General features: G+C 52.4%; 23 protein-coding genes. 17 read left to right on the top strand and 6 right to left on the bottom strand.

Features of this window, described 5'->3' with window-relative positions:
* Positions 1-13: 13 nt before the first annotated feature.
* The 4 genes from BLU64_RS05265 to pyrC form a co-directional block, all read right to left on the bottom strand.
* Entirely contained in the window at positions 14-568 is a 555-nt protein-coding gene (locus tag BLU64_RS05265) for a cytochrome b (protein ID WP_026742741.1), read from the bottom strand.
* A gap of 363 nt (positions 569-931) precedes the next feature.
* On the bottom strand, positions 932-1,186 hold the full coding sequence (bssS, locus tag BLU64_RS05260; RefSeq protein WP_026742740.1) for a biofilm formation regulator BssS: 255 nt from the start codon (positions 1,184-1,186) through the stop codon (positions 932-934).
* 405 nt (positions 1,187-1,591) lie between these two features.
* Positions 1,592-1,843 carry a DNA damage-inducible protein I gene (gene dinI, locus BLU64_RS05255; RefSeq protein ID WP_026742739.1) on the bottom strand — a complete coding sequence of 84 codons (252 nt, stop codon included), beginning with the start codon at positions 1,841-1,843 and terminating at the stop codon, positions 1,592-1,594.
* Between the two features lie 109 nt (positions 1,844-1,952).
* Positions 1,953-2,996 (bottom strand): dihydroorotase, encoded by a 1,044-nt coding sequence (pyrC, locus tag BLU64_RS05250; protein ID WP_026742738.1) that lies wholly within the window; start codon positions 2,994-2,996, stop codon positions 1,953-1,955.
* 183 nt (positions 2,997-3,179) lie between these two features.
* Here pyrC and BLU64_RS05245 point away from each other — a divergent pair, with 183 nt between their 5' ends.
* On the top strand, positions 3,180-3,467 hold the full coding sequence (locus tag BLU64_RS05245; RefSeq protein WP_026742737.1) for a putative quinol monooxygenase: 288 nt from the start codon (positions 3,180-3,182) through the stop codon (positions 3,465-3,467).
* Positions 3,468-3,548: 81 nt separating this feature from the next.
* Here BLU64_RS05245 and rne read toward each other — a convergent pair whose 3' ends face one another.
* Positions 3,549-6,638 carry a ribonuclease E gene (gene rne, locus BLU64_RS05240; RefSeq protein ID WP_074728042.1) on the bottom strand — a complete coding sequence of 1,030 codons (3,090 nt, stop codon included), beginning with the start codon at positions 6,636-6,638 and terminating at the stop codon, positions 3,549-3,551.
* Between the two features lie 575 nt (positions 6,639-7,213).
* On the opposite strand from rne, the gene rluC reads away from it, so the two are divergent.
* Complete coding sequence (gene rluC, locus BLU64_RS05235; RefSeq protein ID WP_026742735.1) at positions 7,214-8,170, top strand: 23S rRNA pseudouridine(955/2504/2580) synthase RluC; 957 nt, start codon at positions 7,214-7,216, stop codon at positions 8,168-8,170.
* A gap of 46 nt (positions 8,171-8,216) precedes the next feature.
* On the opposite strand, the gene BLU64_RS05230 is transcribed toward rluC, so the two are convergent.
* A complete protein-coding gene (locus BLU64_RS05230; protein ID WP_026742734.1) occupies positions 8,217-8,804 on the bottom strand; it encodes a Maf family protein in 588 nt (195 codons plus the stop codon).
* Between the two features lie 138 nt (positions 8,805-8,942).
* Between BLU64_RS05230 and yceD the strand changes: the two genes are divergently transcribed.
* The 15 genes from yceD to tnpA all read left to right on the top strand — a co-directional run bounded on the left by yceD (position 8,943) and on the right by tnpA (position 21,875).
* Positions 8,943-9,464 (top strand): 23S rRNA accumulation protein YceD, encoded by a 522-nt coding sequence (yceD, locus tag BLU64_RS05225; RefSeq protein ID WP_026742733.1) that lies wholly within the window; start codon positions 8,943-8,945, stop codon positions 9,462-9,464.
* Positions 9,465-9,481: 17 nt separating this feature from the next.
* On the top strand, positions 9,482-9,652 hold the full coding sequence (gene rpmF, locus BLU64_RS05220; RefSeq protein ID WP_026740382.1) for a 50S ribosomal protein L32: 171 nt from the start codon (positions 9,482-9,484) through the stop codon (positions 9,650-9,652).
* A 26-nt stretch (positions 9,653-9,678) separates the two neighbouring features.
* Positions 9,679-10,722, top strand: a complete 1,044-nt coding sequence (gene plsX, locus BLU64_RS05215; RefSeq protein ID WP_071999768.1) for a phosphate acyltransferase PlsX — start codon at positions 9,679-9,681, stop codon at positions 10,720-10,722.
* Positions 10,723-10,728: 6 nt separating this feature from the next.
* Entirely contained in the window at positions 10,729-11,679 is a 951-nt protein-coding gene (locus BLU64_RS05210) for a beta-ketoacyl-ACP synthase III (RefSeq protein WP_026742731.1), read from the top strand.
* A 20-nt stretch (positions 11,680-11,699) separates the two neighbouring features.
* A complete protein-coding gene (fabD, locus tag BLU64_RS05205) occupies positions 11,700-12,629 on the top strand; it encodes an ACP S-malonyltransferase (protein WP_026742730.1) in 930 nt (309 codons plus the stop codon).
* A gap of 12 nt (positions 12,630-12,641) precedes the next feature.
* Positions 12,642-13,376 carry a 3-oxoacyl-ACP reductase FabG gene (gene fabG, locus BLU64_RS05200; protein WP_074728040.1) on the top strand — a complete coding sequence of 245 codons (735 nt, stop codon included), beginning with the start codon at positions 12,642-12,644 and terminating at the stop codon, positions 13,374-13,376.
* A gap of 153 nt (positions 13,377-13,529) precedes the next feature.
* Positions 13,530-13,766 carry an acyl carrier protein gene (gene acpP, locus BLU64_RS05195; RefSeq protein ID WP_012765204.1) on the top strand — a complete coding sequence of 79 codons (237 nt, stop codon included), beginning with the start codon at positions 13,530-13,532 and terminating at the stop codon, positions 13,764-13,766.
* Between the two features lie 78 nt (positions 13,767-13,844).
* Positions 13,845-15,086, top strand: coding sequence for a beta-ketoacyl-ACP synthase II (gene fabF, locus BLU64_RS05190; RefSeq protein ID WP_074728038.1), 1,242 nt, complete (start codon positions 13,845-13,847; stop codon positions 15,084-15,086).
* Between the two features lie 126 nt (positions 15,087-15,212).
* On the top strand, positions 15,213-16,013 hold the full coding sequence (gene pabC / locus BLU64_RS05185) for an aminodeoxychorismate lyase (RefSeq protein WP_026742727.1): 801 nt from the start codon (positions 15,213-15,215) through the stop codon (positions 16,011-16,013).
* A gap of 9 nt (positions 16,014-16,022) precedes the next feature.
* Positions 16,023-17,051, top strand: a complete 1,029-nt coding sequence (gene mltG / locus BLU64_RS05180; protein ID WP_026742726.1) for an endolytic transglycosylase MltG — start codon at positions 16,023-16,025, stop codon at positions 17,049-17,051.
* On the top strand, positions 17,041-17,694 hold the full coding sequence (gene tmk / locus BLU64_RS05175) for a dTMP kinase (RefSeq protein ID WP_026742725.1): 654 nt from the start codon (positions 17,041-17,043) through the stop codon (positions 17,692-17,694). The genes mltG and tmk overlap by 11 nt, the downstream gene beginning before the upstream one ends.
* On the top strand, positions 17,694-18,707 hold the full coding sequence (gene holB / locus BLU64_RS05170; RefSeq protein ID WP_026742724.1) for a DNA polymerase III subunit delta': 1,014 nt from the start codon (positions 17,694-17,696) through the stop codon (positions 18,705-18,707). Before tmk ends, holB begins: the two co-directional genes overlap by 1 nt.
* Positions 18,708-18,725: 18 nt before the next feature.
* Positions 18,726-19,529 carry a metal-dependent hydrolase gene (locus tag BLU64_RS05165; RefSeq protein ID WP_026742723.1) on the top strand — a complete coding sequence of 268 codons (804 nt, stop codon included), beginning with the start codon at positions 18,726-18,728 and terminating at the stop codon, positions 19,527-19,529.
* Positions 19,530-19,837: 308 nt separating this feature from the next.
* A complete protein-coding gene (gene ptsG / locus BLU64_RS05160; protein ID WP_026742722.1) occupies positions 19,838-21,271 on the top strand; it encodes a PTS glucose transporter subunit IIBC in 1,434 nt (477 codons plus the stop codon).
* A 166-nt stretch (positions 21,272-21,437) separates the two neighbouring features.
* Positions 21,438-21,875, top strand: a complete 438-nt coding sequence (gene tnpA / locus BLU64_RS05155; protein ID WP_026742721.1) for an IS200/IS605 family transposase — start codon at positions 21,438-21,440, stop codon at positions 21,873-21,875.
* Positions 21,876-21,932: the final 57 nt, after the last annotated feature.

The raw sequence follows: 21,932 nt of genomic DNA, 5'->3' as shown, positions 1-21,932 counted from the left end.
ACAATCCCGAGGTTTAATGGACGCTGCGACCCAACATCCGTTTTAACGTACTGTCACCATCAATGAAGTGATGCTTTAACGCTGCTAATGCATGCAGCACCGACAAAATGACGATACCCCACGCAAGATAGAAATGAATGTCGCCTGCAATATCAGCCTGATCTCTGACTCCGCTCAGCGTCGCTGGAACGTTAAACCAGCCAAATACTGAAATAGGCTGACCTTCCGCCGTCGAAATCAGATAGCCGCTAATGAGCAGACTGAACAGCAAGAGGTAGAGAAGAATATGTGCCAGCGTGGCGCTTATTCGGGTAAATCGTGAATAACTGGCTAGCGGCGAAGGGGCGGGGCTAATTTTGCGCCATATCACCCGGAACAAAACGATAAGGAAAAGAAGGATGCCAATGCTTTTATGTATTTCGGGTGCCTTGTGATACCAGTTGTCGTAATAGCCTAACGAGACCATCCACAGCCCTAGTGCAAACATGCCGTAGACGGTCAGCGCGACGACCCAGTGTAGTAGAATGCTGATATGACCATATTGGGATGAGGTGTTGCGCCGAAGCATGACCACAATCCTTATCGTGAAGTTGCAATGAAGGTCTGGAGATAATTAAACATAGGTAAACATAAAAGCAATATAAAATTATTGCTTTTAACATGATGATTTCATTTATCAATCATTTTGAATGAGCGACCTCAATCTCTTTCAGTTAACCGTATGCATTGATTGTATTAGCCGTTTTATGCGCCAAAATGTTAAAAATACAAAATGACTTATTTTTATTAAAACATGAGCGACATATCATGGATAAAATAATGAGAGACGTAAATTATTTTTGAGGCATCCCGCTGTGCGTTCGATATAAAAGACGACACCGCCTTTAGAGGCGGTGTCTGGGGTGATAATAACGCACTATAGAATGAAATTTTAATGCTTTAAATAATCAATTGGCTCAAATTCATTTGATTCTATCTTGGCAATGCCTGCTTCAAGAATGTTGATGAGCTGTTTTGCAACATCGGTGGTTAACCATAAAGTACGATCAACTTGAGCTTCATCGGGAGCCTGGTCCGCGGTACGGAGGTAGTGTAAGCGGATCATCATTGCATCGTAGCTGTCGACGGTGCTGATATCCCAACCCACAAGTGGATGTGTTTGAATAACTTCACTTTTTATATCCATGATTACCCCTTATGACTAGTTACTAGCATGAGTGACTAAACGAGGTTCTAGATGACTCCTATCTACGATTACTCAATGAGTATATCTCTCCTGATTACATTTATGGAATTTTATTGTAAACAATCGCGAATCTGGTCGTTTTTTGCTCTTCATGTGGCTGGGAGAATTTGCTTTTCCGCTTAGAGTGAGAATAACATGACCTTCGTAGGTTTAGCGTTGACTGACAATTTAAATTTCTTTGGCTATAAGTGCATTAATAAGATGGTTTGAAAATATTACCAATTAATTAACTTGCACTCGAATTTTTATACAGAGAGCCGAATGCGGTGATGACAACATGGCAATATTGCAGTGAAAAAAGGGTGAAAAGAATAGTTAAGGAACCAAATTGAGGACGGACGACGTTTAGTCAGTATCGAGTCCGGAGAAAAACCAATCGTCAGCGCTTTCCCATGTCTCTTGAAGAATCTCGGTTATTTTCTCTTTGTCATCCTTACTGCCGCCGAAGACACTAAGATTGTTCGACCCGGCATAGCGCACTAAAACAGAGGTGTCGGGATATTGAGCTTGAATGCGATGGCTTAACTCATTTGTCAGGGCGTCGATAGCGCCGGCAGGCAACTTAACGGTTTTTGCTACAGTGATTTCAACACGCATAATGACCTCCATACAGGACTGTTCGTTTATACAGTTGTCTGGAATGAAACGCAAGAGGCGTCAAGCCGAAGATAGACGAGTTTCCCCTGCCTTCCGGCAGGGATATGATTTATCGGACGGACCAGTTCAGCTGTTGTCCTGCCATAAAGGGAATGATTTTTTGTTCTTTGGCAGCAATGTGTTCTGGAAAGGTAGTCGGTTCTCGACGCAGTTCGATGAAGTCTTCATTGACGGGGAGGCCATAGAAACGCGGGCCGTTAAGCGAACAAAAAGCTTCCAAATGGTCTAACGCGCCGATCTCCTCAAACACGGTGGCATACGCGCTCAGGGCCGCCTGTGCGTTGAATACACCAGCGCAGCCGCATGAGGACTCCTTACGATGCTGCAGGTGCGGGGCAGAGTCGGTTCCCAGAAAGAATTTCTCTGAACCGCTGGCGACGGCATCGCGCAATGCCTGCTGATGCACATTTCTTTTGAGTATAGGCAGGCAGTACAGGTGAGGACGTATTCCACCCACCAACATGTGATTGCGGTTGTACATCAGGTGTTGCGGGGTAATGGTGGCCGCCAGATAGTCATCGTTATCCAGTACGTAGTGTGCCGCATCACGCGTAGTGATATGTTCGAAAACCACCTTCAGCGCCGGAAATTGCTTGCGCACAGGTTCCATAACGCGATCGATGAAGTAGGCTTCGCGATCGAAAATGTCCACCTCGGGATCCGTAACTTCACCATGCACCAGTAAGGGCATTCCCAGCTTCTGCATTTGCTCCAAAACCGGGTAGATAGCGCGAATGTCCGTCACGCCGTGGCTCGAGTTTGTGGTCGCATTGGCTGGATAGAGTTTGGCCGCTGTAAAGATACCCTCTTGAAAACCCAGGGTCAGCTCGCGCGGGTCCAGCGTATCGGTCAAATAACATGTCATCAGCGGATGAAAATGATGCGCAGAGGGGATAGCGGCAAGAATGCGCGTTCTATAGGCCTCTGCTGCTGCGACGGTAGTGATCGGCGGCGTCAGGTTAGGCATGACTATGGCGCGGCCGAAAACGGCGCTGGTATAGGGTAATACCGCATTTAGCATGTCGTCGTCACGCAGGTGAAGATGCCAGTCATCGGGACGGCGGATTTTCAGGGCGGTTGGAACGGGGGTCATGGATTTTGCTCCGGCGGTCAGTGATTAACATAGCGGTTATAAGACTGATTACGGCGGGTGATAAGCATAAGCGCAAAGTGGTTGAAATGCACCCGATTGTTTTGAAGTGGTTGAAATTCATCTTTTATTGGCGTTTCATATTAAAAGATCTAATACATTCGCAAAATGCGAGAAGAGGAAAAAATGGAAATTCGTGTTGTCGCTTGCCTTCAGGCAAAACCAGAGTACTTGAAAGAAATCACCGATGCGGTCACCAAAGCGGTAGAACCCAGCCGTAAAGAGGCCGGCAATCTGCAGTACGATTTACACGCGGAAATCGATAAGCCAGGTGCTTTTGTTTTCATTGAACGCTGGAAAAATAAAGCAGCGCTAGAGACGCATGAAAAAACGGCACACTTCCAGAAGCTGGTAGCGGATATGGAAGGTAAGACCGTTTCCGTCGACATCAAGCTGATGACTCAGGTCGCATAAGCTGATAAAAAAAGCCCGTCATTGACGGGCTTTTTTGACAGACATCAGGCACCACGTCAGTCACGTGGTGCTTTTTTGTGGTTACTCTTCCACGGCTGGCTTGGTTGCCGGGGCACTGGCGCTGTTAACCGAAGCATGGCCGCCCGCAGAGCCTTTCCCGGTGAACTCGAACGCGGGGCGCTGCCAGTCGCTGGATTTCGGCTCTTCCGGGACATACTGCGGTGCCGGAGCTTTCGTCATCGGCGCATTTGCGTGATGTTTAAAGGTTGGCTGCGCATTGGATTTCGCCGGAGTTGATGTTTCGACCGGCTTTTCCGCCGCGGCAGGCGCCGCTTCAACCGCTTGCTCAGCAGGTTCTTCAACCGCTGCCGGTGCATCCTCTGTGGCAGGCTCAGCAATTTCAGCTGTTTCGACGTTTTCATTATCGGCCACCACGTCTTCTGACGGTGTCGATGCTGAGTCGGTCTTATCCGTTTCTTTGTCGCTGTCTTCCGCTGTCACTGTCTCTTCACGAGATACGCGGGTTTCCAGCGGCAGCTGAGCGGTCACTTCCTCTTCGGGAGCGATGACATCGGCGCTCTGAGCGTCAGTCGAGTCGTTGCTTTCCTCAACGATTTCTTCAGCGATTGCGCTGGACAGCAACGCGTATTCCGTCACTGTAGGTATGGTAATCGCATCATTTTCCTGAACAACGGTTTCCTGTGTTTCAGGCTCAGGCTGAGGTTGTGTGATTGGATAGTGAATCCACACTTTGCCAGAGGCCATTTCCGGCGCAGAAGCCGCTTGCTCGACTACCATTGGCGATTGTACCGGGTAGCGCTCATCACGGTAACGGCGACGACGCTGGCCGCTAACGCGCAGATGGCGCGGCGAACGGCGCGAACGGCGCGGCATGTTGTTATCGCGGTTGTCTCCGCCATTATTTTCCGAGCTGGTTTCCGCGGTTGCCGGTGCAGCCGCTTCCTCGACCGGGTTGGATGCGACAGGGGCATCCGCTTCATCAATCACACGGACTTTTTGCGTTAGCTGACGACGTTGACGGCGAGGCATCACCTGAGCGGGTTTTTCCTGCTCTGGCGCCTGAGCTTCGGTTTCAGCCGCCGTGTTCAGCTCTTTCACTTCCTGCTGAGCCTGGCGCTTCTCTTCCTGCCGGTTACGCTGACGTTCCGCGCGCTGTTCGCGACGTTGCTCTTCGCGCGCGGCTTTTTCCTGTGCATCAACGGCCGGAGTTTGCGTGTCGGCCACATTTTGCGTCCGCTTGTTATTACGACGCGGCTGCTCTTCGCGCGGCTCACGGTTTTCTCGCGGCGTCCTCTCTGTGCGATCGCGACGATTGCCGGATTGGCGGCGATTGTTGTTGCGACGCTCCTGACGTGGTTGACTCTCGCTCGTATTGTTCTCTTTAACCTGCGGCTGTTCCGGTTTTTCTTCCACTTCAGCTTGAGGCGCGTCGAACATGCCTTTTAACGAGCCGAACAAACGGCGAATGATACCCGACTTCTGAGGCGCAGCAGACGGTGCTTTCTGAGCGGCAGCCGGTGTCGGCGCTGCTGTAGGGGGAGTCTCCGGCAGGGTAAACGTCGCCAGAGCAGGTTGCTCAGGAATTTTACGCTCGGCGATCTGCTCTTCCTGTGCCAGCTGGTTTTCTGCATCCAGCATTTGCGGCAGCATGTAGCTCAGCGCCGGCTTTTCTTCACCGTTACGGATACGCACGACGGAGTAGTGAGGTGTCTGCATGCCGTCGTGCGGTACGATGACGGCCCGGACGCTGCCCTGACGTTGTTCGATAGCGTTAACCGCGTCACGTTTTTCGTTAAGCAGGTAGGAGGCGATCGGAACCGGCACAATCGCCTGCACCTCTTTGGTGTTTTCCTTCAGCGCTTCTTCTTCGATCAAACGCAGGATAGACAGAGACAGGGACTCGTTATCGCGAATCGTCCCGGTTCCGCTACAACGCGGACAAACATGGTGACTGGATTCGCCCAGCGAAGGACTGAGGCGCTGACGCGACATTTCCAGCAAACCGAAGCGTGAAATACGTCCAATCTGAATACGGGCGCGATCCTGACGGACGGCATCGCGCAGGCGATTCTCAACTTCACGCTGATGGCGAACAGGCGTCATATCGATGAAGTCGATAACGATCAGACCACCCAAGTCGCGCAGGCGCAGCTGACGGGCGATTTCGTCGGACGCTTCCAGGTTAGTGTTGAAGGCGGTTTCTTCGATATCGCCGCCGCGGGTAGCGCGTGCGGAGTTGATATCGATGGCTGTCAACGCCTCGGTCGTGTCAATCACGATGGAGCCGCCGGAAGGCAGACGCACTTCGCGTTGAAAGGCTGACTCTATCTGGGATTCGATCTGATAATGGCTGAACAGGGGGATTTCACCGCTGTACAGTTTGATTTTACTACTGAAATCGGGACGACCCAGTGAGGCGATGTGCTCTTTGGCGCGTTCTAGAATTTTGGGGTTGTCGATCAGGATTTCGCCGATATCCGGGCGAAGATAATCGCGGAAGGCGCGAACAATCACGTTGCTTTCCTGATGGATCAGGAACGGCGCGGGGCGACCTTCAGCGGCTTTTTTGATGGCCTCCCAGTGTTTAATGCGAAACGCCAGATCCCACTGCAGGGCTTCTGCGGATTTACCGACACCCGCCGTACGTACGATCAGGCCCATGCCCTCAGGCAACTGCAGAGAGCTAAGCGCTTCCTTCAGCTCGGTCCTGTCATCCCCTTCGATACGGCGTGAAATACCGCCGGCGCGAGGGTTGTTCGGCATAAGAACCAGGTAGCTTCCGGCGAGGCTGATAAACGTCGTCAGCGCCGCGCCTTTGTTGCCGCGCTCCTCTTTATCCACCTGCACGATGACTTCCTGGCCTTCGCGCAGAACATCTTTGATGTTCGGGCGGCCATGGGAAGCGTAGTGACTCGGGAAGTATTCGCGTGCGATTTCTTTGAGGGGGAGAAAACCGTGTCGCTCAGCGCCGTAATCAACAAAAGCGGCTTCCAGACTCGGCTCAATGCGCGTGATTTTACCTTTATAAATGTTCGCTTTCTTTTGCTCATGGCCTGGACTCTCAATATCCAGATCGTAGAGGCGTTGACCATCAACCAAGGCAACACGCAACTCTTCTTGCTGAGTTGCGTTAATCAACATTCTTTTCATCGTAACTTACTCGTTATTCTTAACTTGCATTATGGATAGAGCTGCCGGTGAAAGCGGGGTATGACCGGAATGAACCGATGGCCTCGTGGCTTATCGCAGGGGCGTCAACCTCCCGGTTGTCGTCTGCATAGAGACGCATGTTTCGGTAGCCTGTATTTCCTGATGGAAAACAGCGCATTTATGGCGGGAACAGCTTCTGAAAATAGGTGCCAGATCTGATTCCATTTGCCGGCCAAACTGCTAACCGCAGCTCGCTAACTGCTTGATAATTCGCTACGTCTTACGCCATTGCTGCGTTGTGAGTCATCAGGCAAATATAATAATTCCGCAATTTCCCTTGTTTTTCAGGTAAACAGCGCGGAAAGCTGAAGCATTATTCCATTGCTGATACGCCGATAGCAAGGTGACTTTGCCTGTCAAAATGAAGTTATTAACCGGTCTGAGGACAGCCATGTACGAAATTCGCACATAGTCACTGTTACAGGAGCTGACTATTAACTTCATAAGTCAGACTCACAGTTAAGCATAGAAAAAGATGTGGCGCTATCTACCCTCGCTCTTTAGAATTCTGGCCCATGAAAACAGAGAACCCATCAGTACAATTTTTAACTGTCTCCGACGAAGAGGCGGGTCAACGCATCGACAATTTCCTGCGCACAAAATTGAAAGGTGTGCCCAAAAGCATGATTTACCGTATTTTGCGTAAAGGTGAAGTACGAATAAATAAAAAGCGGGTGAAGCCGGAGTACAAACTGTTAGACGGCGATCTCATCCGGATTCCGCCCGTGAGGACTTCCGAACGTGAAGAGGCTCAGGTTTCTGTCGGGCTGGCCAAAGTGTCGGCATTGGCGGATTGCATCATTTATGAAGATGATTATCTGTTAGTGCTCAACAAGCCATCCGGGACTGCCGTCCATGGCGGCAGCGGTCTGAGTTTCGGCGTTATCGAAGGCCTGCGGGCACTTCGGCCCGAAGCTCGCTTTCTGGAGCTGGTACACCGTTTAGACAGAGATACTTCCGGTGTTCTGTTGGTCGCCAAGAAACGGTCCTCGCTGCGCGCCCTCCATGAACAGTTGCGAAGCAAAGGGATGCAGAAAGACTACCTCGCCCTGGTGCGTGGACAGTGGCAATCCCATTGCAAAGCCGTGAAGGCGCCGCTGCTGAAAAATATCCTCCAGAGCGGTGAGCGAATCGTCCGCGTGAATAGCGAAGGAAAGCCATCGGAGACACGTTTCAAGGTTGAAGAGCGGTTCGAGCACGCGACGTTGGTCAAAGCCAGTCCGGTCACCGGGCGGACACATCAGATTCGCGTACACACCCTTCATGCTGGTCATCCTATCGCTTTTGACGATCGTTACGGCGACCGGGATTTTGACGCCCAACTAGCAGGCACCGGTCTCAAACGGCTGTTCCTGCACGCACAGGCTCTAAAGTTCGAACATCCCAACACCGGCGAAACTTTACGAGTAGAAGCGCCGTTGGATAATGAACTTCGCCGTTGTCTGCAACTCTTGCGCGACCAAAAGTCGTAATCGAATACCGCACCTGTCGATGAGTCAGGTGCGGTCAACATGCGAATCAGGAAATCAAAAGAGGATTCACGCCTTCCCGTCGCAGCAAGTCAAGTAAAGCGATAAGCGGTAGCCCGATCAGCGTATTGGGATCCCTCCCCGACAGTCGTTCAAATAAAGTAATGCCGAGTCCTTCGCTCTTGAAACTTCCCGCGCAGTCAAAAGGACGTTCTTTCTTTATATAATTATCTATCTCTTTATTCGTTAGCGTTCGAAAATGAACCTCGTAAGGTTCAACCAGACAATGCATGCGTACGCTTTGGCTATTGTAAAGCGCAAGTCCGGTATAAAAGGTGACGTGACTGCCACTGGCCTGACGCAACTGAGCAACAGCGCGTTCTTGATCGTGAGGCTTACCGGTTATTTGACCGTTAAGCACACAGACCTGATCGGAGCCTATAATGAGATGACTCGGGTAGTCGCCAGCCAACGATTTGGCTTTGTCCATGGCTAGACGTTTCACCAGAGCGGGGGCGTCTTCGTCAGGCAAGGGCGTTTCATCAACTTGTGGGGAAGCAGATTCGAAAGCGATATTCAGCTTTTCGAGCAGTGCGCGGCGGTAGGGTGAGGTTGATGCGAGAATGATTTTAGGCATAGTTAGGGTAAAATTGTGGCTGGAACATGCGGCTCATTCTAAACTGCGATTCGCTTCCGATGCGAACGCTGGCGAAAGTTTCCAAACCCCACCTTTTCCTTTGACTCTATGTCGTTACGACGCTAATATGCGCGCCCTATGCAAAAGGTAAAATTACCATTAACCCTCGACGCGGCTCGCACGGCTCAAAAGCGTTTAGATTATGTTGGTGTCTATACAGCTGAACAGGTGATGCGTGTTGCCGAATCAGTGGTTAGTGTGGATAGCGATGTCGAAGCGGCTTTATCGTTCAACATCGATAACCAGCGTTTAGCTGTTATCGATGGACATGCCGATGTGTCGGTGACCTTACGGTGCCAGCGCTGTGGCAAGCCTTTCGAACATCAGGTCCACGCCACGTTATGTTTTAGCCCGGTCATCAGTGATGAGCAGGCCGAAGCTCTGCCGGAAGCGTACGAACCGATTCAGGTCAATGAGTTTGGTGAGGTCGACTTGCTGGCGATGATAGAAGATGAAATTATTCTTTCATTGCCCATCGCACCGGTGCATGATTCTGAACACTGTGAAGTGTCCGAAGCGGACATGGTATTTGGCAAATTGCCTGAAGAGGCGGAGAAACCAAATCCATTTGCCGTATTAGCTAGTTTAAAGCGTAAGTAATTGAAGGAGTAAGGTCCATGGCCGTACAACAGAATAAACCAACCCGTTCCAAACGTGGTATGCGTCGTGCTCACGATGCTCTGACCACAACTGCCGTATCCGTAGATAAAGTTTCTGGCGAAACTCATCTGCGTCACCACGTAACTGCGGATGGCTACTACCGCGGTCGCAAGGTCATTGCTAAGTAATTCCTGCTTAATCGCAAGGAAATGCTTTGACACGCCTAACTCTGGCGTTAGATGCAATGGGCGGGGACTTTGGCCCCTGCGTAACAGTGCCTGCTGCATTGCAGGCACTGGCTTCTAATCCAAATCTTTATCTGCTGCTGGTTGGCGATCCTACAACGCTCACCCCATTACTTAGCAAAGTCGATTCCTCCCTGTCTTCCCGTTTGGAAATCGTACCGGCTGAAACGGTAATCGCGGGCGATGCCAGACCATCTCAAGCTATACGCGCCAGCCGAGGCTCTTCTATGCGCATTGCATTGGAGCTGATCAAGGATGGGCGTGCGCAGGCTTGCGTGAGTGCTGGAAATACAGGAGCGTTGATGGGGCTTGCCAAATTGCTGTTGAAGCCGGTTGATGGTATTGAACGTCCGGCGCTGGTGACGGTGTTGCCGCATCAGCAGCATGGTAAGACGGTTGTTCTGGATCTCGGTGCCAACGTCGAATGCGGTAGCACCATGCTAGTACAGTTTGCCGTGATGGGCGCGGTCTTGGCAGAAGAGGTTCTGGGACTCACTAACCCCCGAGTGGCGTTGTTGAATATTGGCGAAGAAGAAAGCAAAGGGCTAAACAACATCCGCGAAGCTGCCGCTCGTTTGAAAGCGACACCGTCTATCAACTATATCGGTTACTTGGAAGGCAACGAGTTACTAACTGGTAAAACGGATGTCATGGTGTGTGATGGATTTGTTGGTAACGTTACGCTTAAGACGATGGAAGGCGTCGTTAGAATGTTTCTGTCTCTTCTGAAATCCTCCTCAGGTTCAGATCGTAGACAAAAACAGTCTTGGTGGCTGAGATTATTGGGACGCTGGTTGCAAAAACGTCTTTCCCGGCGTTTTGGCCACCTGAACCCTGACCACTATAACGGGGCTTGTCTGCTAGGATTACGTGGGACAGTGATAAAGAGCCATGGAGCTGCAAACTCGAATGCGTTTGCGGTAGCGATTGAACAGGCAGTGCAGACGGTACAACGGCAGATTCCTGAAAGAATCGCCGTACGACTCACGTCTGTATTACCTAAGAGTGATTGAGCTTACATGTATACAAAAATTTTAGGAACGGGAAGCTATTTGCCCGAACAGATCAGGTCGAATTCTGATTTAGAGAAAATGGTGGATACGTCAGACGAGTGGATTGTTACTCGCACCGGTATCCGCGAACGTCGCATCGCAGGGCCGGATGAAAGTGTGGCCACCATGGGTTTCCACGCAGCGCAAAAAGCGCTCGAGATGGCCGATGTCGATAAAAATAAAATCGGACTGTTAATCGTAGCAACAACGTCTTCCAGTCATGCATTCCCAAGTTCGGCCTGCCAGATTCAGCAGATGCTGGACATTCAAGACACCATCGCTTTCGATTTAGCGGCTGCCTGCGCAGGCTTCACCTATGCATTGAGCGTAGCTGATCAGTATGTCAAGAATGGCGCCGTTGATTACGCGCTGGTGATCGGCTCTGACGCGTTGACACGCACGCTGGACCCGGAAGATCGCGGAACGCTGATTCTGTTTGGCGATGGTGCCGGCGCGGTAGTCTTATCCCGCTCTGAAGAGCCGGGCCTCATTTCCACGCATTTACATGCCGATGGCCGCTATGGTCAGCTTTTGTCTCTGCCGTACCAGGCACGCACCAACAAAACGCCGGAATACCTGACAATGGCCGGCAACGAAGTGTTCAAGGTCGCTGTTAAAGAACTGGCACACATCGTTGAAGAAACGCTGGTGGCGGCAAAACTGGACAAAGCCGAGCTGGATTGGCTGGTTCCGCATCAGGCGAACCTCCGTATTATCAATGCGACGGCCAAAAAGTTGGGCATGGGCATGGATAAAGTGGTGATCACGCTCGACCGCCATGGCAATACCTCCGCAGCTTCAGTACCTGCGGCGTTGGACGAAGCCGTGCGTGACGGACGAATCAAACGCGGACAGCTGGTATTACTTGAAGCGTTCGGCGGTGGATTTACTTGGGGTTCTGCTCTGGTACGTTTTTGATAAAACAGGACTTTCTGATTATGACTCATTTTGCAATGGTGTTCCCGGGACAAGGTTCCCAATCAGTCGGTATGCTGGCTGAACTGGCGGAGACGAATCCGATAGTCAAGGACACATTCGATGAAGCTTCCTCCGTTTTGGGTTATGACCTGTGGCAACTGACTCAACAGGGTCCGGCGGAAGAGTTAAACAAAACCTGGCAGACGCAGCCAGCGCTGTTAAGCGCATCCGTCGCCATATGGCGTGCATGGCAGCAGCAGGGCGGTAAAGCGCCGGCGCTGATGGCCGGCCACAGCCTGGGCGAATATTCCGCTTTGGTTTGCGCCGGCGTCATGGACTTCAAACAGGCGGTCAGTCTGGTGGAGTTACGCGGCAAGCTGATGCAGGAAGCGGTGCCGGAAAACACCGGCGCTATGTATGCCATCATCGGCCTCGATAACGACACTATCGCTGCTGCCTGCGCGGAATCCGCCCAGGGGCAGGTTGTCTCGCCGGTGAACTTCAACTCTCCAGGACAGGTCGTCATCGCGGGTAATAAAGAAGCGGTTGAACGCGCTGGCGCCGCCTGTAAGGCCGCCGGAGCGAAACGCGCGCTGCCGCTGCCAGTCAGCGTGCCTTCTCATTGCGCCTTGATGGAACCCGCCGCACGTAAATTAGCGGCAGCGTTGGATAATGTGACTTTCAACGCGCCTCACATTCCGGTTGTGAACAATGTGGATGTCCAGACTGAAACTTCGCCGGAAGCTATCCGCAGTGCGCTGGTGCGCCAGCTTTCCAACCCTGTCCGCTGGACGGAGTGCGTCGAATACATCGCTGCGCAGGACGTGCAGAAGCTTTTAGAGGTTGGGCCGGGTAAAGTACTTACCGGACTGACCAAACGAATCGTAGATACGCTGACTGCGTCGGCAGTCAATGATTCTGCTTCCTTATCAACAGCCCTTGATCAATAAACGGAATAGATGATGAGCTTTGACGGAAAAATTGTTCTTGTCACCGGCGCCAGCCGTGGCATCGGTCGTGCTATCGCTGAATCACTGGTCGCGCGTGGCGCGAAGGTGATGGGAACGGCGACGAGCGAAAAAGGTGCCGCTGATATCAGCGCGTGGCTGGGTGACAATGGTAAAGGTTATGTCCTGAATGTCGCGGATATGTCTTCGATCGAATCGACTTTGGCTGCTATCAAGTCAGAATTCGGCGATATCGACATTCTGGTCAATAACGCAGGCATCACACGAGATAATCTGCTGATTCGCATGAAAGACGAAGAGTGGCAGGATGTGCTGGATACGAACCTGCGTTCCGTATTTCGCTTGTCCAAAGCCGTGCTGCGTTCCATGATGAAAAAGCGTTTCGGCCGTATCATCACTATCGGCTCTGTGGTCGGCACCAGCGGTAACCCTGGGCAGTCCAACTATTCGGCCGCTAAAGCCGGGCTGGTTGGGTTCAGTAAATCTCTGGCGCAGGAAGTGGCCTCGCGTGGCGTGACCGTCAACGTCGTGGCTCCGGGTTTTATTGAAACCGATATGACTCGAGCATTGACAGACGAACAGCGTGCGGGCATTTTGGCTGGTGTTCCTGCTGGACGGCTGGGCGATGCGAAAGAAATTGCCAGTGCTGTTACGTTCTTAGCTTCTGAAGAAGCGGGTTACATCACCGGTGAAACATTGCATGTTAATGGCGGCATGTATATGATCTGATAAGTCAGATCGTATTTGCTTCATTTTGCAGCGAAATCTGCAAAAAGCACAAAATCCTGGCTCGACCAGTACTGATTTTGTTGCATCTTTTTCAACATTTTATACACTACGAAAACCATCGCGAAAGCGAGTTTTGATAGGAAATTTAAGAGTATGAGCACTATCGAAGAACGCGTTAAGAAAATCATCGTTGAACAGCTGGGTGTTAAGCCGGAAGAAGTGGTAAACAATGCTTCCTTCGTTGATGACCTCGGCGCTGATTCTCTTGACACCGTTGAGCTGGTCATGGCTCTGGAAGAAGAGTTTGATACCGAGATTCCAGACGAAGAAGCCGAAAAAATCACTACTGTTCAGGCAGCAATTGATTTTATCCAGGCAAACCAGCAGTAAATGAACATATCTAGGCGGTCATTCGACCGCCTAAGTTTCCTTTAATACCTCAGTATTTTCCCTCCCTGGAGGATCAGCGTGTCTAAGCGTCGTGTAGTTGTGACTGGTCTGGGCATGTTATCTCCTGTCGGCAACACAGTTGAGTCAACTTGGAAGGCTTTGCTTGCCGGTCAGAGTGGTATCAAACCCATTGATCATTTCGATACTAGTGCCTATGCAACACGTTTTGCTGGCTTAGTTGACAATTTTAATTGTGAAGAATTCATCTCGCGTAAAGATGCTCGCAAGATGGACGCTTTTATTCAGTACGGCGTCGTGGCCGGTATTCAGGCTATGAAAGATTCGGGCCTCGAAGTCACAGAAGCCAATGCCGGACGTATTGGTGCTGCCATTGGTTCGGGTATTGGCGGTCTGGGGCTAATTGAGGAAAACCACGCGGCTCTGGTTCGTGGCGGCCCTCGTAAAATCAGTCCTTTCTTTGTCCCTTCCACCATCGTGAACATGGTTGCCGGTCATCTGAGCATCATGTTTGGTCTGCAAGGACCAAGTATCTCCATCGCGACTGCTTGTACTTCTGGCGTACATAACATCGGACATGCTGCTCGTATCATCGCTTACGGTGATGCTGACGCGATGCTGGCCGGTGGTGCCGAAAAAGCCAGTAGTCCGCTGGGCGTGGGTGGATTCGGCGCAGCCCGTGCCCTTTCAACCCGCAATGACGACCCGCAGGCGGCGAGCCGTCCGTGGGACAAAGATCGTGACGGGTTCGTTCTGGGCGACGGCGCTGGCATTATGGTGCTTGAAGAGTACGAGCATGCTAAACGCCGCGGCGCTAAAATTTATGCTGAAATCACCGGCTTTGGCATGAGCAGCGATGCGTACCATATGACGTCGCCGCCGTCAGATGGCGCTGGTGCCGCGCAGGCAATGGTCAATGCGTTCCGCGATGCTAACATCACCGCAGAACAAGTGGGCTACATCAACGCGCACGGCACGTCGACTCCGGTTGGCGATAAAGCCGAAACTCAGGCGGTGAAATCCGTCTTTGGCGAAAGCGCATCCCGCGTGATGGTCAGCTCGACCAAGTCCATGACGGGTCACCTGCTGGGTGCGGCTGGCGCGGTGGAATCCATTATGTGTGTTCTTGCGCTGCGCGATCAGGCGATTCCGCCAACGATCAATCTTGATAACCCGGATGAGGGTTGCGACCTGGATTTCGTGCCTCACGAGGCTCGTCAGGTTTCTGGCATGGAATACGTGCTGTGTAACTCATTCGGATTCGGTGGCACCAATGGTTCATTGGTCTTCCGTAAAGTCTGACGTGAGCGCTTGATGAAAGCCCGGATCTTCCGGGCTTTTTTTTGTCTGAATAAAATAGGCTAAGGTTAATTTTCCTTGGTCGTGCGTTTAAGCTCACTCTTTCTGTCATAAAGTGGAATTGAATCTATGTGGTTGATTAATGGTGTGTTAGACCAGTATCTGCCCGCTTCTGATCGTAGTGTACAGTACGGCGATGGCTGTTTTACCACGGCTCGGGTGCTCAACGGACGTGTGGTATGGCTCGAATGCCATATCCAGCGACTGCAACGCGCGGCACAGGTGCTGATGCTTCCGGATATCGACTGGGATCTACTGTCGGCAGAGATGCAACAGGCTGCTGAGGGGAAGACGAGCGGCGTGGTAAAAGCCGTCGTGACTCGTGGCGTGGGGGGAAGGGGATACAGTCCCAGGGGATGTATCGCCCCGGTCCGGATGGTCATGCACACTGATTACCCCGCCCATTACGATCGCTGGCGTCGGGATGGCATTACGTTGGCGCTTAGCCGGATAAAATTAGCGAGGAACCCGCTCCTTGCCGGCATAAAACATCTGAATCGTCTGGAGCAGGTGCTGATCCGCCGGCACCTTGACCAGCAGGATGCTGACGAGGCCCTGGTGCTTGACACCCACGACAGGCTAGTGGAATGCTGTGCGGCTAATTTATTCTGGCGGCGCGGCAAAGCGGTTTATACCCCGGATGTTTCGCAGTCCGGCGTCGATGGCCTGACGCGACGCCATATTATGAAATTGCTGGAACAATCGGACTATCAGCTGCAAGTTGTCGTCGCTCCGCTGGAAGCCCTGGCGACGGCTGATGAAGTGCTTATTTGCAATGCTTTGATGCCATTAATTTCTGTCAACCAGGCCGAAGCCTGGTGTTATCGCTCACGAGATCTCTATGACTTTCTGAGCCCTAACTGTGAGTAATGGAATGTTATGAAGAGAATGAAAATTGGGATTGGCTGCCTCGCTCTTGTGGTCGTAGGGGCCTTCATCCTGTGGAAACAGGTGCAGCAGTTCGCCGCCTCGCCGCTCAATATCACTCAGGAAACCCTATTTACTCTCCCGGCGGGAGCCGGTCATGAAGCGCTTGAACAGCAACTGGCGGAACAGAAAATTTTGTCTGCCAGCTGGCGCTTCCCCGTATTATTGCGGCTGGAGCCGGCGCTGGGCAATTTCAAAGCCGGAACCTACCGCTTGCAACCCGGAATGACGGTTCGGCAGATGCTGAGCCTATTGGATAGCGGTAAAGAAGCGCAGTTCGCCATTCGGTTTGTGGAAGGATCGCGACTGCGTGACTGGTTGGAAACCCTACAGCGGGCGCCGTATCTTAAGAAAACGCTGACCGGGAAGAGTCCGCAGGAAATTGCCGAAGCGCTGGGTATCAAGGATCAGTCCAATCCCGAAGGCTGGTTTTACCCGGACACCTATCTGCACACCGCAGGCATGACGGATAAAACCGTACTGACGCGCGCCTTCCAGCGGATGGATAAAATCGTCGACGAAGTCTGGCAGGGGCGCGAGGACGGTCTGCCATACAAGAATAAAGAAGAGTTGCTGACGATGGCGTCGATCATCGAAAAGGAAACGGCCATCGGCAGTGAAAGAGCATTGATTGCATCCGTCTTTATCAACCGCTTGCGCGTGGGCATGCGCTTGCAGACAGATCCCACGGTGATTTACGGCATGGGAGAACGCTATAATGGCACCATTACGCGCAGCGCACTGGATACGCCGACAGCGTACAACACTTACGTCATCAGCGGCCTGCCGCCAACGCCCATAGCCATGCCGGGCAGAGCGTCTCTGGAAGCTGCGGCGCATCCTGAAAAAACTCACTATCTCTATTTTGTCGCGGATGGAAAGGGGGGACACACGTTTACCACCAATCTATCCGACCACAATCGCGCGGTGCGGGAATACCGTAACGCGTCGGTAGCCGTAAAGGAAAAGCATGCACAGTAAATTCATCGTCATCGAAGGGCTGGAAGGGGCCGGAAAAACCAGCGCTCGCAACGTCGTGGTGGCAACCTTGCGCCAGTTTGGCATCGAAGAGGTTGTTTTCACCCGTGAGCCGGGCGGCACCCCGCTGGCGGAGCAATTGCGTACTCTGATTAAACAGGGTGTCGAGGGTGAAAAACTGACGGATAAAGCCGAACTGTTGATGCTCTATGCAGCGCGAGTGCAATTGGTGGAAAACGTCATCAAGCCCGCGTTGCAGCGGGGCGCCTGGGTGGTTGGCGACCGTCACGACCTTTCCTCTCAGGCCTATCAGGGCGGCGGTCGTGGAATCGATCACACATTGATGACGTCTCTGCGTGACACGGTGCTGGGCGATTTTCGTCCCGATATGACTTTGTATCTCGATCTTCCCCCGGCCGTCGGCTTACAGCGAGCGCGTCAGCGCGGAGCACTTGACCGTATCGAGCAAGAGTCGCTGGCATTCTTCGATCGCACCCGAGCACGCTATCAGGCGCTGGCCGCTGCCGACCCGAGTATTGTGACGATCGATGCCGCGCAAACGCTGGAACAGGTGAGTCACGACATCCATCAGGCGCTTGCCGAGTGGCTGACGCATCTTGGTCTGACATGCGGAGAACCGGGCTGATGGAGTGGTATCCGTGGCTGAATGCTCCCTACCGCCAGCTGCTGACCCCGCATCAGGCAGGTCGAGGTCACCACGCGCTGCTCATCCATGCGCTGGCGGGAATGGGCGAATCTTCCTTAAGCTATGCCTTAAGTCGCTGGCTGATGTGCCAACAACCGGAGGGCATAAAAAGTTGCGGGCATTGCCACTCTTGCCAATTAATGAGCGCAGGGACGCACCCGGACTGGCACACCCTTGCCTTAGAAAAAGGCAAACAGAGTTTGGGGGTGGATGCGGTGCGGTCGGTGCTCGAAAAAGTCTATCAACGCTCGCGGCAGGGAGGGGCGAAAGTCGTTAGCCTGCCTCAGGCTGAATTATTGACCGAAGCGGCGGCCAATGCCCTATTAAAAACGCTGGAAGAGCCGCCTCAGGATACCTATTTCTTTCTGGGATGCCGCGAGCCGTCGCGATTGTTGGCGACGCTGCGCAGCCGGTGTTCTTATTACTACTTGCCTGTCCCCGATGAGGCGCACGCCATGCACTGGTTGCGTCAGCGCGGACATCCAGACGAGCCATCGTTACAGACGGCGCTGCGCCTTTATGCGGGCGCGCCACTGGCGGCGGACCACCTGCTGCAACCGGGACAATGGAAACCGCGTCTCACGCTGTGTCAGTCGCTTTCGGATTGTCTGGCGCAGCGGGACATGTTGTCTTTGGTGACGCCGCTCAATGGGGATGACACCGTTGAGCGTATTCACTGGGTGGCTTCGCTATTTCTGGACGCGTTGAAATGTCACCAGAGCGCAAGTTCACATCTGGTCAATCAGGATCAGCTTACGCTGGTTGAACAGCTGGCGAGGGCGCTTACGCCTGACCAATTGCTGTTCGCGCTGCGTCGTTGGCTGCAGTGCCGCCACCAGCTCCGCACCATCACGGGAGCCAATCGCGAACTGCTGCTCACCTCATTGTTGCTCGACTGGGAGCAGAGTTTATCTGTGTCATCTCCTCGATTACCACATCCATTTACTGCCTAAAATTATTGGATAGCCACTATGCTGCTTGTCGATTCCCACTGCCATCTCGATGGTCTTGATTATCAGTCTCTACACCGAGACGTCTCTGATGTACTGACGAAAGCCGAAGAGCGGGATGTGCGTTTCTTCCTGGCCGTCGCCACTACCTTACCGGGATTCCGTTCGATGAAAACGTTGATCGGCGAAAGGGACAACGTTGCCTTTTCCTGCGGCGTGCATCCCCTCAGTATGGAAGAGCCTTATGACTACGCTGAGCTGCGTGAGCTGGCCGCATTGCCTGAGGTGGTCGCGCTGGGTGAAACGGGGCTGGATTACCACTACGAACAGGACCCGGACGCCATCGGCCGTCAGCAGGCCTCCTTCCGCGAGCACATTCGCATCGGACGTGAGCTGAACAAGCCGATTATTGTTCACACGCGTTCAGCGCGCGCCGATACGCTGGCGATTTTGGCGGAAGAAAAAGCCAACGAGTGCCGCGGGGTTTTACATTGCTTTACTGAAGATAAGGACACCGCTGAGCAACTGCTGGATATGGGGTTCTATATCTCGTTTTCCGGTATCGTGACCTTCCGTACGGCGGAAGCGCTGAGAGAGGTGGCGCGGTATGTGCCGTTGGATCGCATGCTGATCGAAACGGATTCTCCCTGGTTAGCGCCGGTGCCGTACCGAGGTAAAGAGAATCAGCCGGCCTATGTCCGCGATGTGGCGGAGTATTTGGCGGTGCTTAAAAACGTCAGTCTCGACACGCTGGCGGAAACTACCAGCGCCAACTTTGCTGATCTGTTCCACATTGATCCCGCGCGGTTGACCCCTGTTAGATAGTGGATGAGAATGGTCGGATTTTTCGGACCTCGTAATTAATCGGGTGGGTAGATACTCTGTATCCAGAAAAAATCCTGGGGTTTGTTGGTGTTTTTAGATGTCGATCACAAAAAATGCAACTTCTGTAATATTTACAGGGTGTTGTTGTGTTGAAACGTGACACCTATCAAACATTAGGCGCCACATTTATTTTAGTCTGCGTAAAAAATAAAAGGATGCTGCGACATCCTTGCACTCTGAAGGATATTCTCCCACCTTCGCATCACGTATCAGAAGCAAAGCATTATCACTCAGGAGCACACTCAATTATGTTCAAGAATGCATTCGCAAACCTGCAAAAAGTAGGTAAATCGCTAATGCTGCCGGTATCCGTGCTGCCCATCGCAGGTATTCTGCTGGGCGTCGGTGCGGCCAATTTTAGCTGGTTGCCCGCAGTCGTTTCCCATGTCATGGCAGAAGCGGGTGGATCTGTCTTTGCCAATATGCCGTTGATTTTCGCCATCGGCGTGGCGCTGGGGTTCACGAATAATGACGGGGTTTCAGCCCTGGCCGCCGTAGTGGCCTACGGCATCATGGTGAAGACGCTGGCCGTTGTTGCACCGCTCGTCCTGCACATGCCCGCAGAGGAAATTGCAGCGAAGCATCTGGCGGATACCGGGGTTCTCGGGGGGATCATCGCCGGTTCTATCGCGGCCTACATGTTTAACCGCTTCTACCGCATCAAACTGCCGGAATACCTGGGCTTCTTCGCCGGTAAGCGGTTTGTGCCGATCATCTCTGGTCTGTGCGCCATTCTGCTGGGTGTAGTGCTGTCTTTTGTGTGGCCGCCGATAGGAACAGCTATTCAGACGTTCTCTCAGTGGGCTGCTTACCAGAACCCCGTGGTGGCGTTCGGCTTGTATGGTTTGATTGAGCGTTCTCTGGTGCCGTTTGGTCTGCACCACATTTGGAACGTCCCGTTCCAGATGCAGATCGGCGAATACACTAACGCCGCAGGTCAGGTCTTCCATGGCGATATCCCTCGTTACATGGCAGGCGACCCGACGGCGGGTAAACTGTCCGGGGGCTTCCTGTTTAAAATGTATGGTTTGCCGGCGGCGGCGATTGCTATCTGGCACTCAGCGAGACCGGAAAACCGCGCCAAAGTCGCGGGTATCATGATCTCAGCCGCGTTGACCGCGTTCCTGACCGGGATTACCGAGCCGATTGAATTCTCCTTCATGTTTGTCGCGCCGGTGCTGTATGCCATCCACGCTATTTTGGCTGGACTGGCATTCCCAATCTGTATTCTGCTAGGAATGCGTGACGGCACCAGCTTCTCGCATGGCCTAATCGACTTCATCGTACTGAGCGGCAACGGGAGTAAACTGTGGCTGTTCCCGATCGTCGGTCTGGGCTACGCGCTGGTGTACTACACCCTTTTCCGCGTGCTGATTGCCAAACTGAATCTGAAAACGCCGGGTCGTGAAGTGGCGTCAGAAGACCAATCGGTTGCCGGCGGCGGTGAAATGGCCGCGGCGCTGGTCACTGCCTTTGGCGGTAAAGACAACATCACCAACCTGGATGCGTGTATCACGCGTTTGCGCGTGAGCGTGGCGGATGTATCTAAAGTAGACCAGGCGGGTCTGAAAAACCTGGGTGCAGCGGGCGTTGTGGTCGCAGGTTCAGGCGTGCAGGCTATCTTCGGCACCAAGTCTGACAACCTGAAAACGGATATGGACGACTTTATCCGTAACAGCTGATAGCCAGACTTCATATGTATCAAACTAAGGGGCGCAAGCCCCTTTTTTTATTTCTAACTGAATACCACGTCCTATGGACGTGGTTATCGGCGTTTTGGCTCTGCCAGTAATGCTACTCATGGGAAAATCCGAATCTGTTATCCCCATAACTGATAAGGATTTAACCCTGAGTAGGTTCGAAAAAGCATCGCATGTGCTATGGCATTGTCAATACCATATAGTTTGGACGCCCAAGTGCCGATTTCGAATACTGAAGAACAATGTAGGAAAAGAAGTTTACCGACAAATCAGGATATTAAGTCAGCAGCTTCATATTGAAATCGTGGAGCTAAATGTTCAGTTAGATCATGTTCATTTGTTGGTAAAGATCCCGCCGAAATTGTCAGTATCGGAAGTGATGGGACACTTAAAAGGCAGAACAGCAATACGTCTGTTCAATAAATTCCCGTATTTAAGAAAACATAAGCTCTGGGGAAATCACTTTTGGGCGAAGGGATACTGCGTGGACACCGTAGGAGTGAACGCAGAAATGATCCGCAAGTACGTGAAGTACCAAGAGAAACACGAACAAGAAGAGAATCAATTAAGTCTGAGTGGAATGTGAAGCGAAGACCCTACGGGTTGGAGCTTAGTACGCCCCTATGGGGCGGCAAAGCAATGC

This window comes from Lonsdalea quercina (assembly GCF_900107885.1).
GTDB lineage: Bacteria > Pseudomonadota > Gammaproteobacteria > Enterobacterales > Enterobacteriaceae > Lonsdalea > Lonsdalea quercina.
The sequence above is the reverse complement of the archived record's forward strand: the minus strand, read 5'-3'. Positions and strand labels throughout refer to the sequence as shown.

Coding starts and splice junctions, on each gene's coding strand:
- BLU64_RS05265 (WP_026742741.1), bottom strand. CDS start 568: ATGCTTCGGCGCAACACCTCATCCCAATATGGTCATATCAGCATTCTA.
- bssS (WP_026742740.1), bottom strand. CDS start 1,186: ATGGATATAAAAAGTGAAGTTATTCAAACACATCCACTTGTGGGTTGG.
- dinI (WP_026742739.1), bottom strand. CDS start 1,843: ATGCGTGTTGAAATCACTGTAGCAAAAACCGTTAAGTTGCCTGCCGGC.
- pyrC (WP_026742738.1), bottom strand. CDS start 2,996: ATGACCCCCGTTCCAACCGCCCTGAAAATCCGCCGTCCCGATGACTGG.
- BLU64_RS05245 (WP_026742737.1), top strand. CDS start 3,180: ATGGAAATTCGTGTTGTCGCTTGCCTTCAGGCAAAACCAGAGTACTTG.
- rne (WP_074728042.1), bottom strand. CDS start 6,638: ATGAAAAGAATGTTGATTAACGCAACTCAGCAAGAAGAGTTGCGTGTT.
- rluC (WP_026742735.1), top strand. CDS start 7,214: ATGAAAACAGAGAACCCATCAGTACAATTTTTAACTGTCTCCGACGAA.
- BLU64_RS05230 (WP_026742734.1), bottom strand. CDS start 8,804: ATGCCTAAAATCATTCTCGCATCAACCTCACCCTACCGCCGCGCACTG.
- yceD (WP_026742733.1), top strand. CDS start 8,943: ATGCAAAAGGTAAAATTACCATTAACCCTCGACGCGGCTCGCACGGCT.
- rpmF (WP_026740382.1), top strand. CDS start 9,482: ATGGCCGTACAACAGAATAAACCAACCCGTTCCAAACGTGGTATGCGT.
- BLU64_RS05210 (WP_026742731.1), top strand. CDS start 10,729: ATGTATACAAAAATTTTAGGAACGGGAAGCTATTTGCCCGAACAGATC.
- fabD (WP_026742730.1), top strand. CDS start 11,700: ATGACTCATTTTGCAATGGTGTTCCCGGGACAAGGTTCCCAATCAGTC.
- fabG (WP_074728040.1), top strand. CDS start 12,642: ATGAGCTTTGACGGAAAAATTGTTCTTGTCACCGGCGCCAGCCGTGGC.
- acpP (WP_012765204.1), top strand. CDS start 13,530: ATGAGCACTATCGAAGAACGCGTTAAGAAAATCATCGTTGAACAGCTG.
- pabC (WP_026742727.1), top strand. CDS start 15,213: ATGTGGTTGATTAATGGTGTGTTAGACCAGTATCTGCCCGCTTCTGAT.
- mltG (WP_026742726.1), top strand. CDS start 16,023: ATGAAGAGAATGAAAATTGGGATTGGCTGCCTCGCTCTTGTGGTCGTA.
- tmk (WP_026742725.1), top strand. CDS start 17,041: ATGCACAGTAAATTCATCGTCATCGAAGGGCTGGAAGGGGCCGGAAAA.
- holB (WP_026742724.1), top strand. CDS start 17,694: ATGGAGTGGTATCCGTGGCTGAATGCTCCCTACCGCCAGCTGCTGACC.
- BLU64_RS05165 (WP_026742723.1), top strand. CDS start 18,726: ATGCTGCTTGTCGATTCCCACTGCCATCTCGATGGTCTTGATTATCAG.
- ptsG (WP_026742722.1), top strand. CDS start 19,838: ATGTTCAAGAATGCATTCGCAAACCTGCAAAAAGTAGGTAAATCGCTA.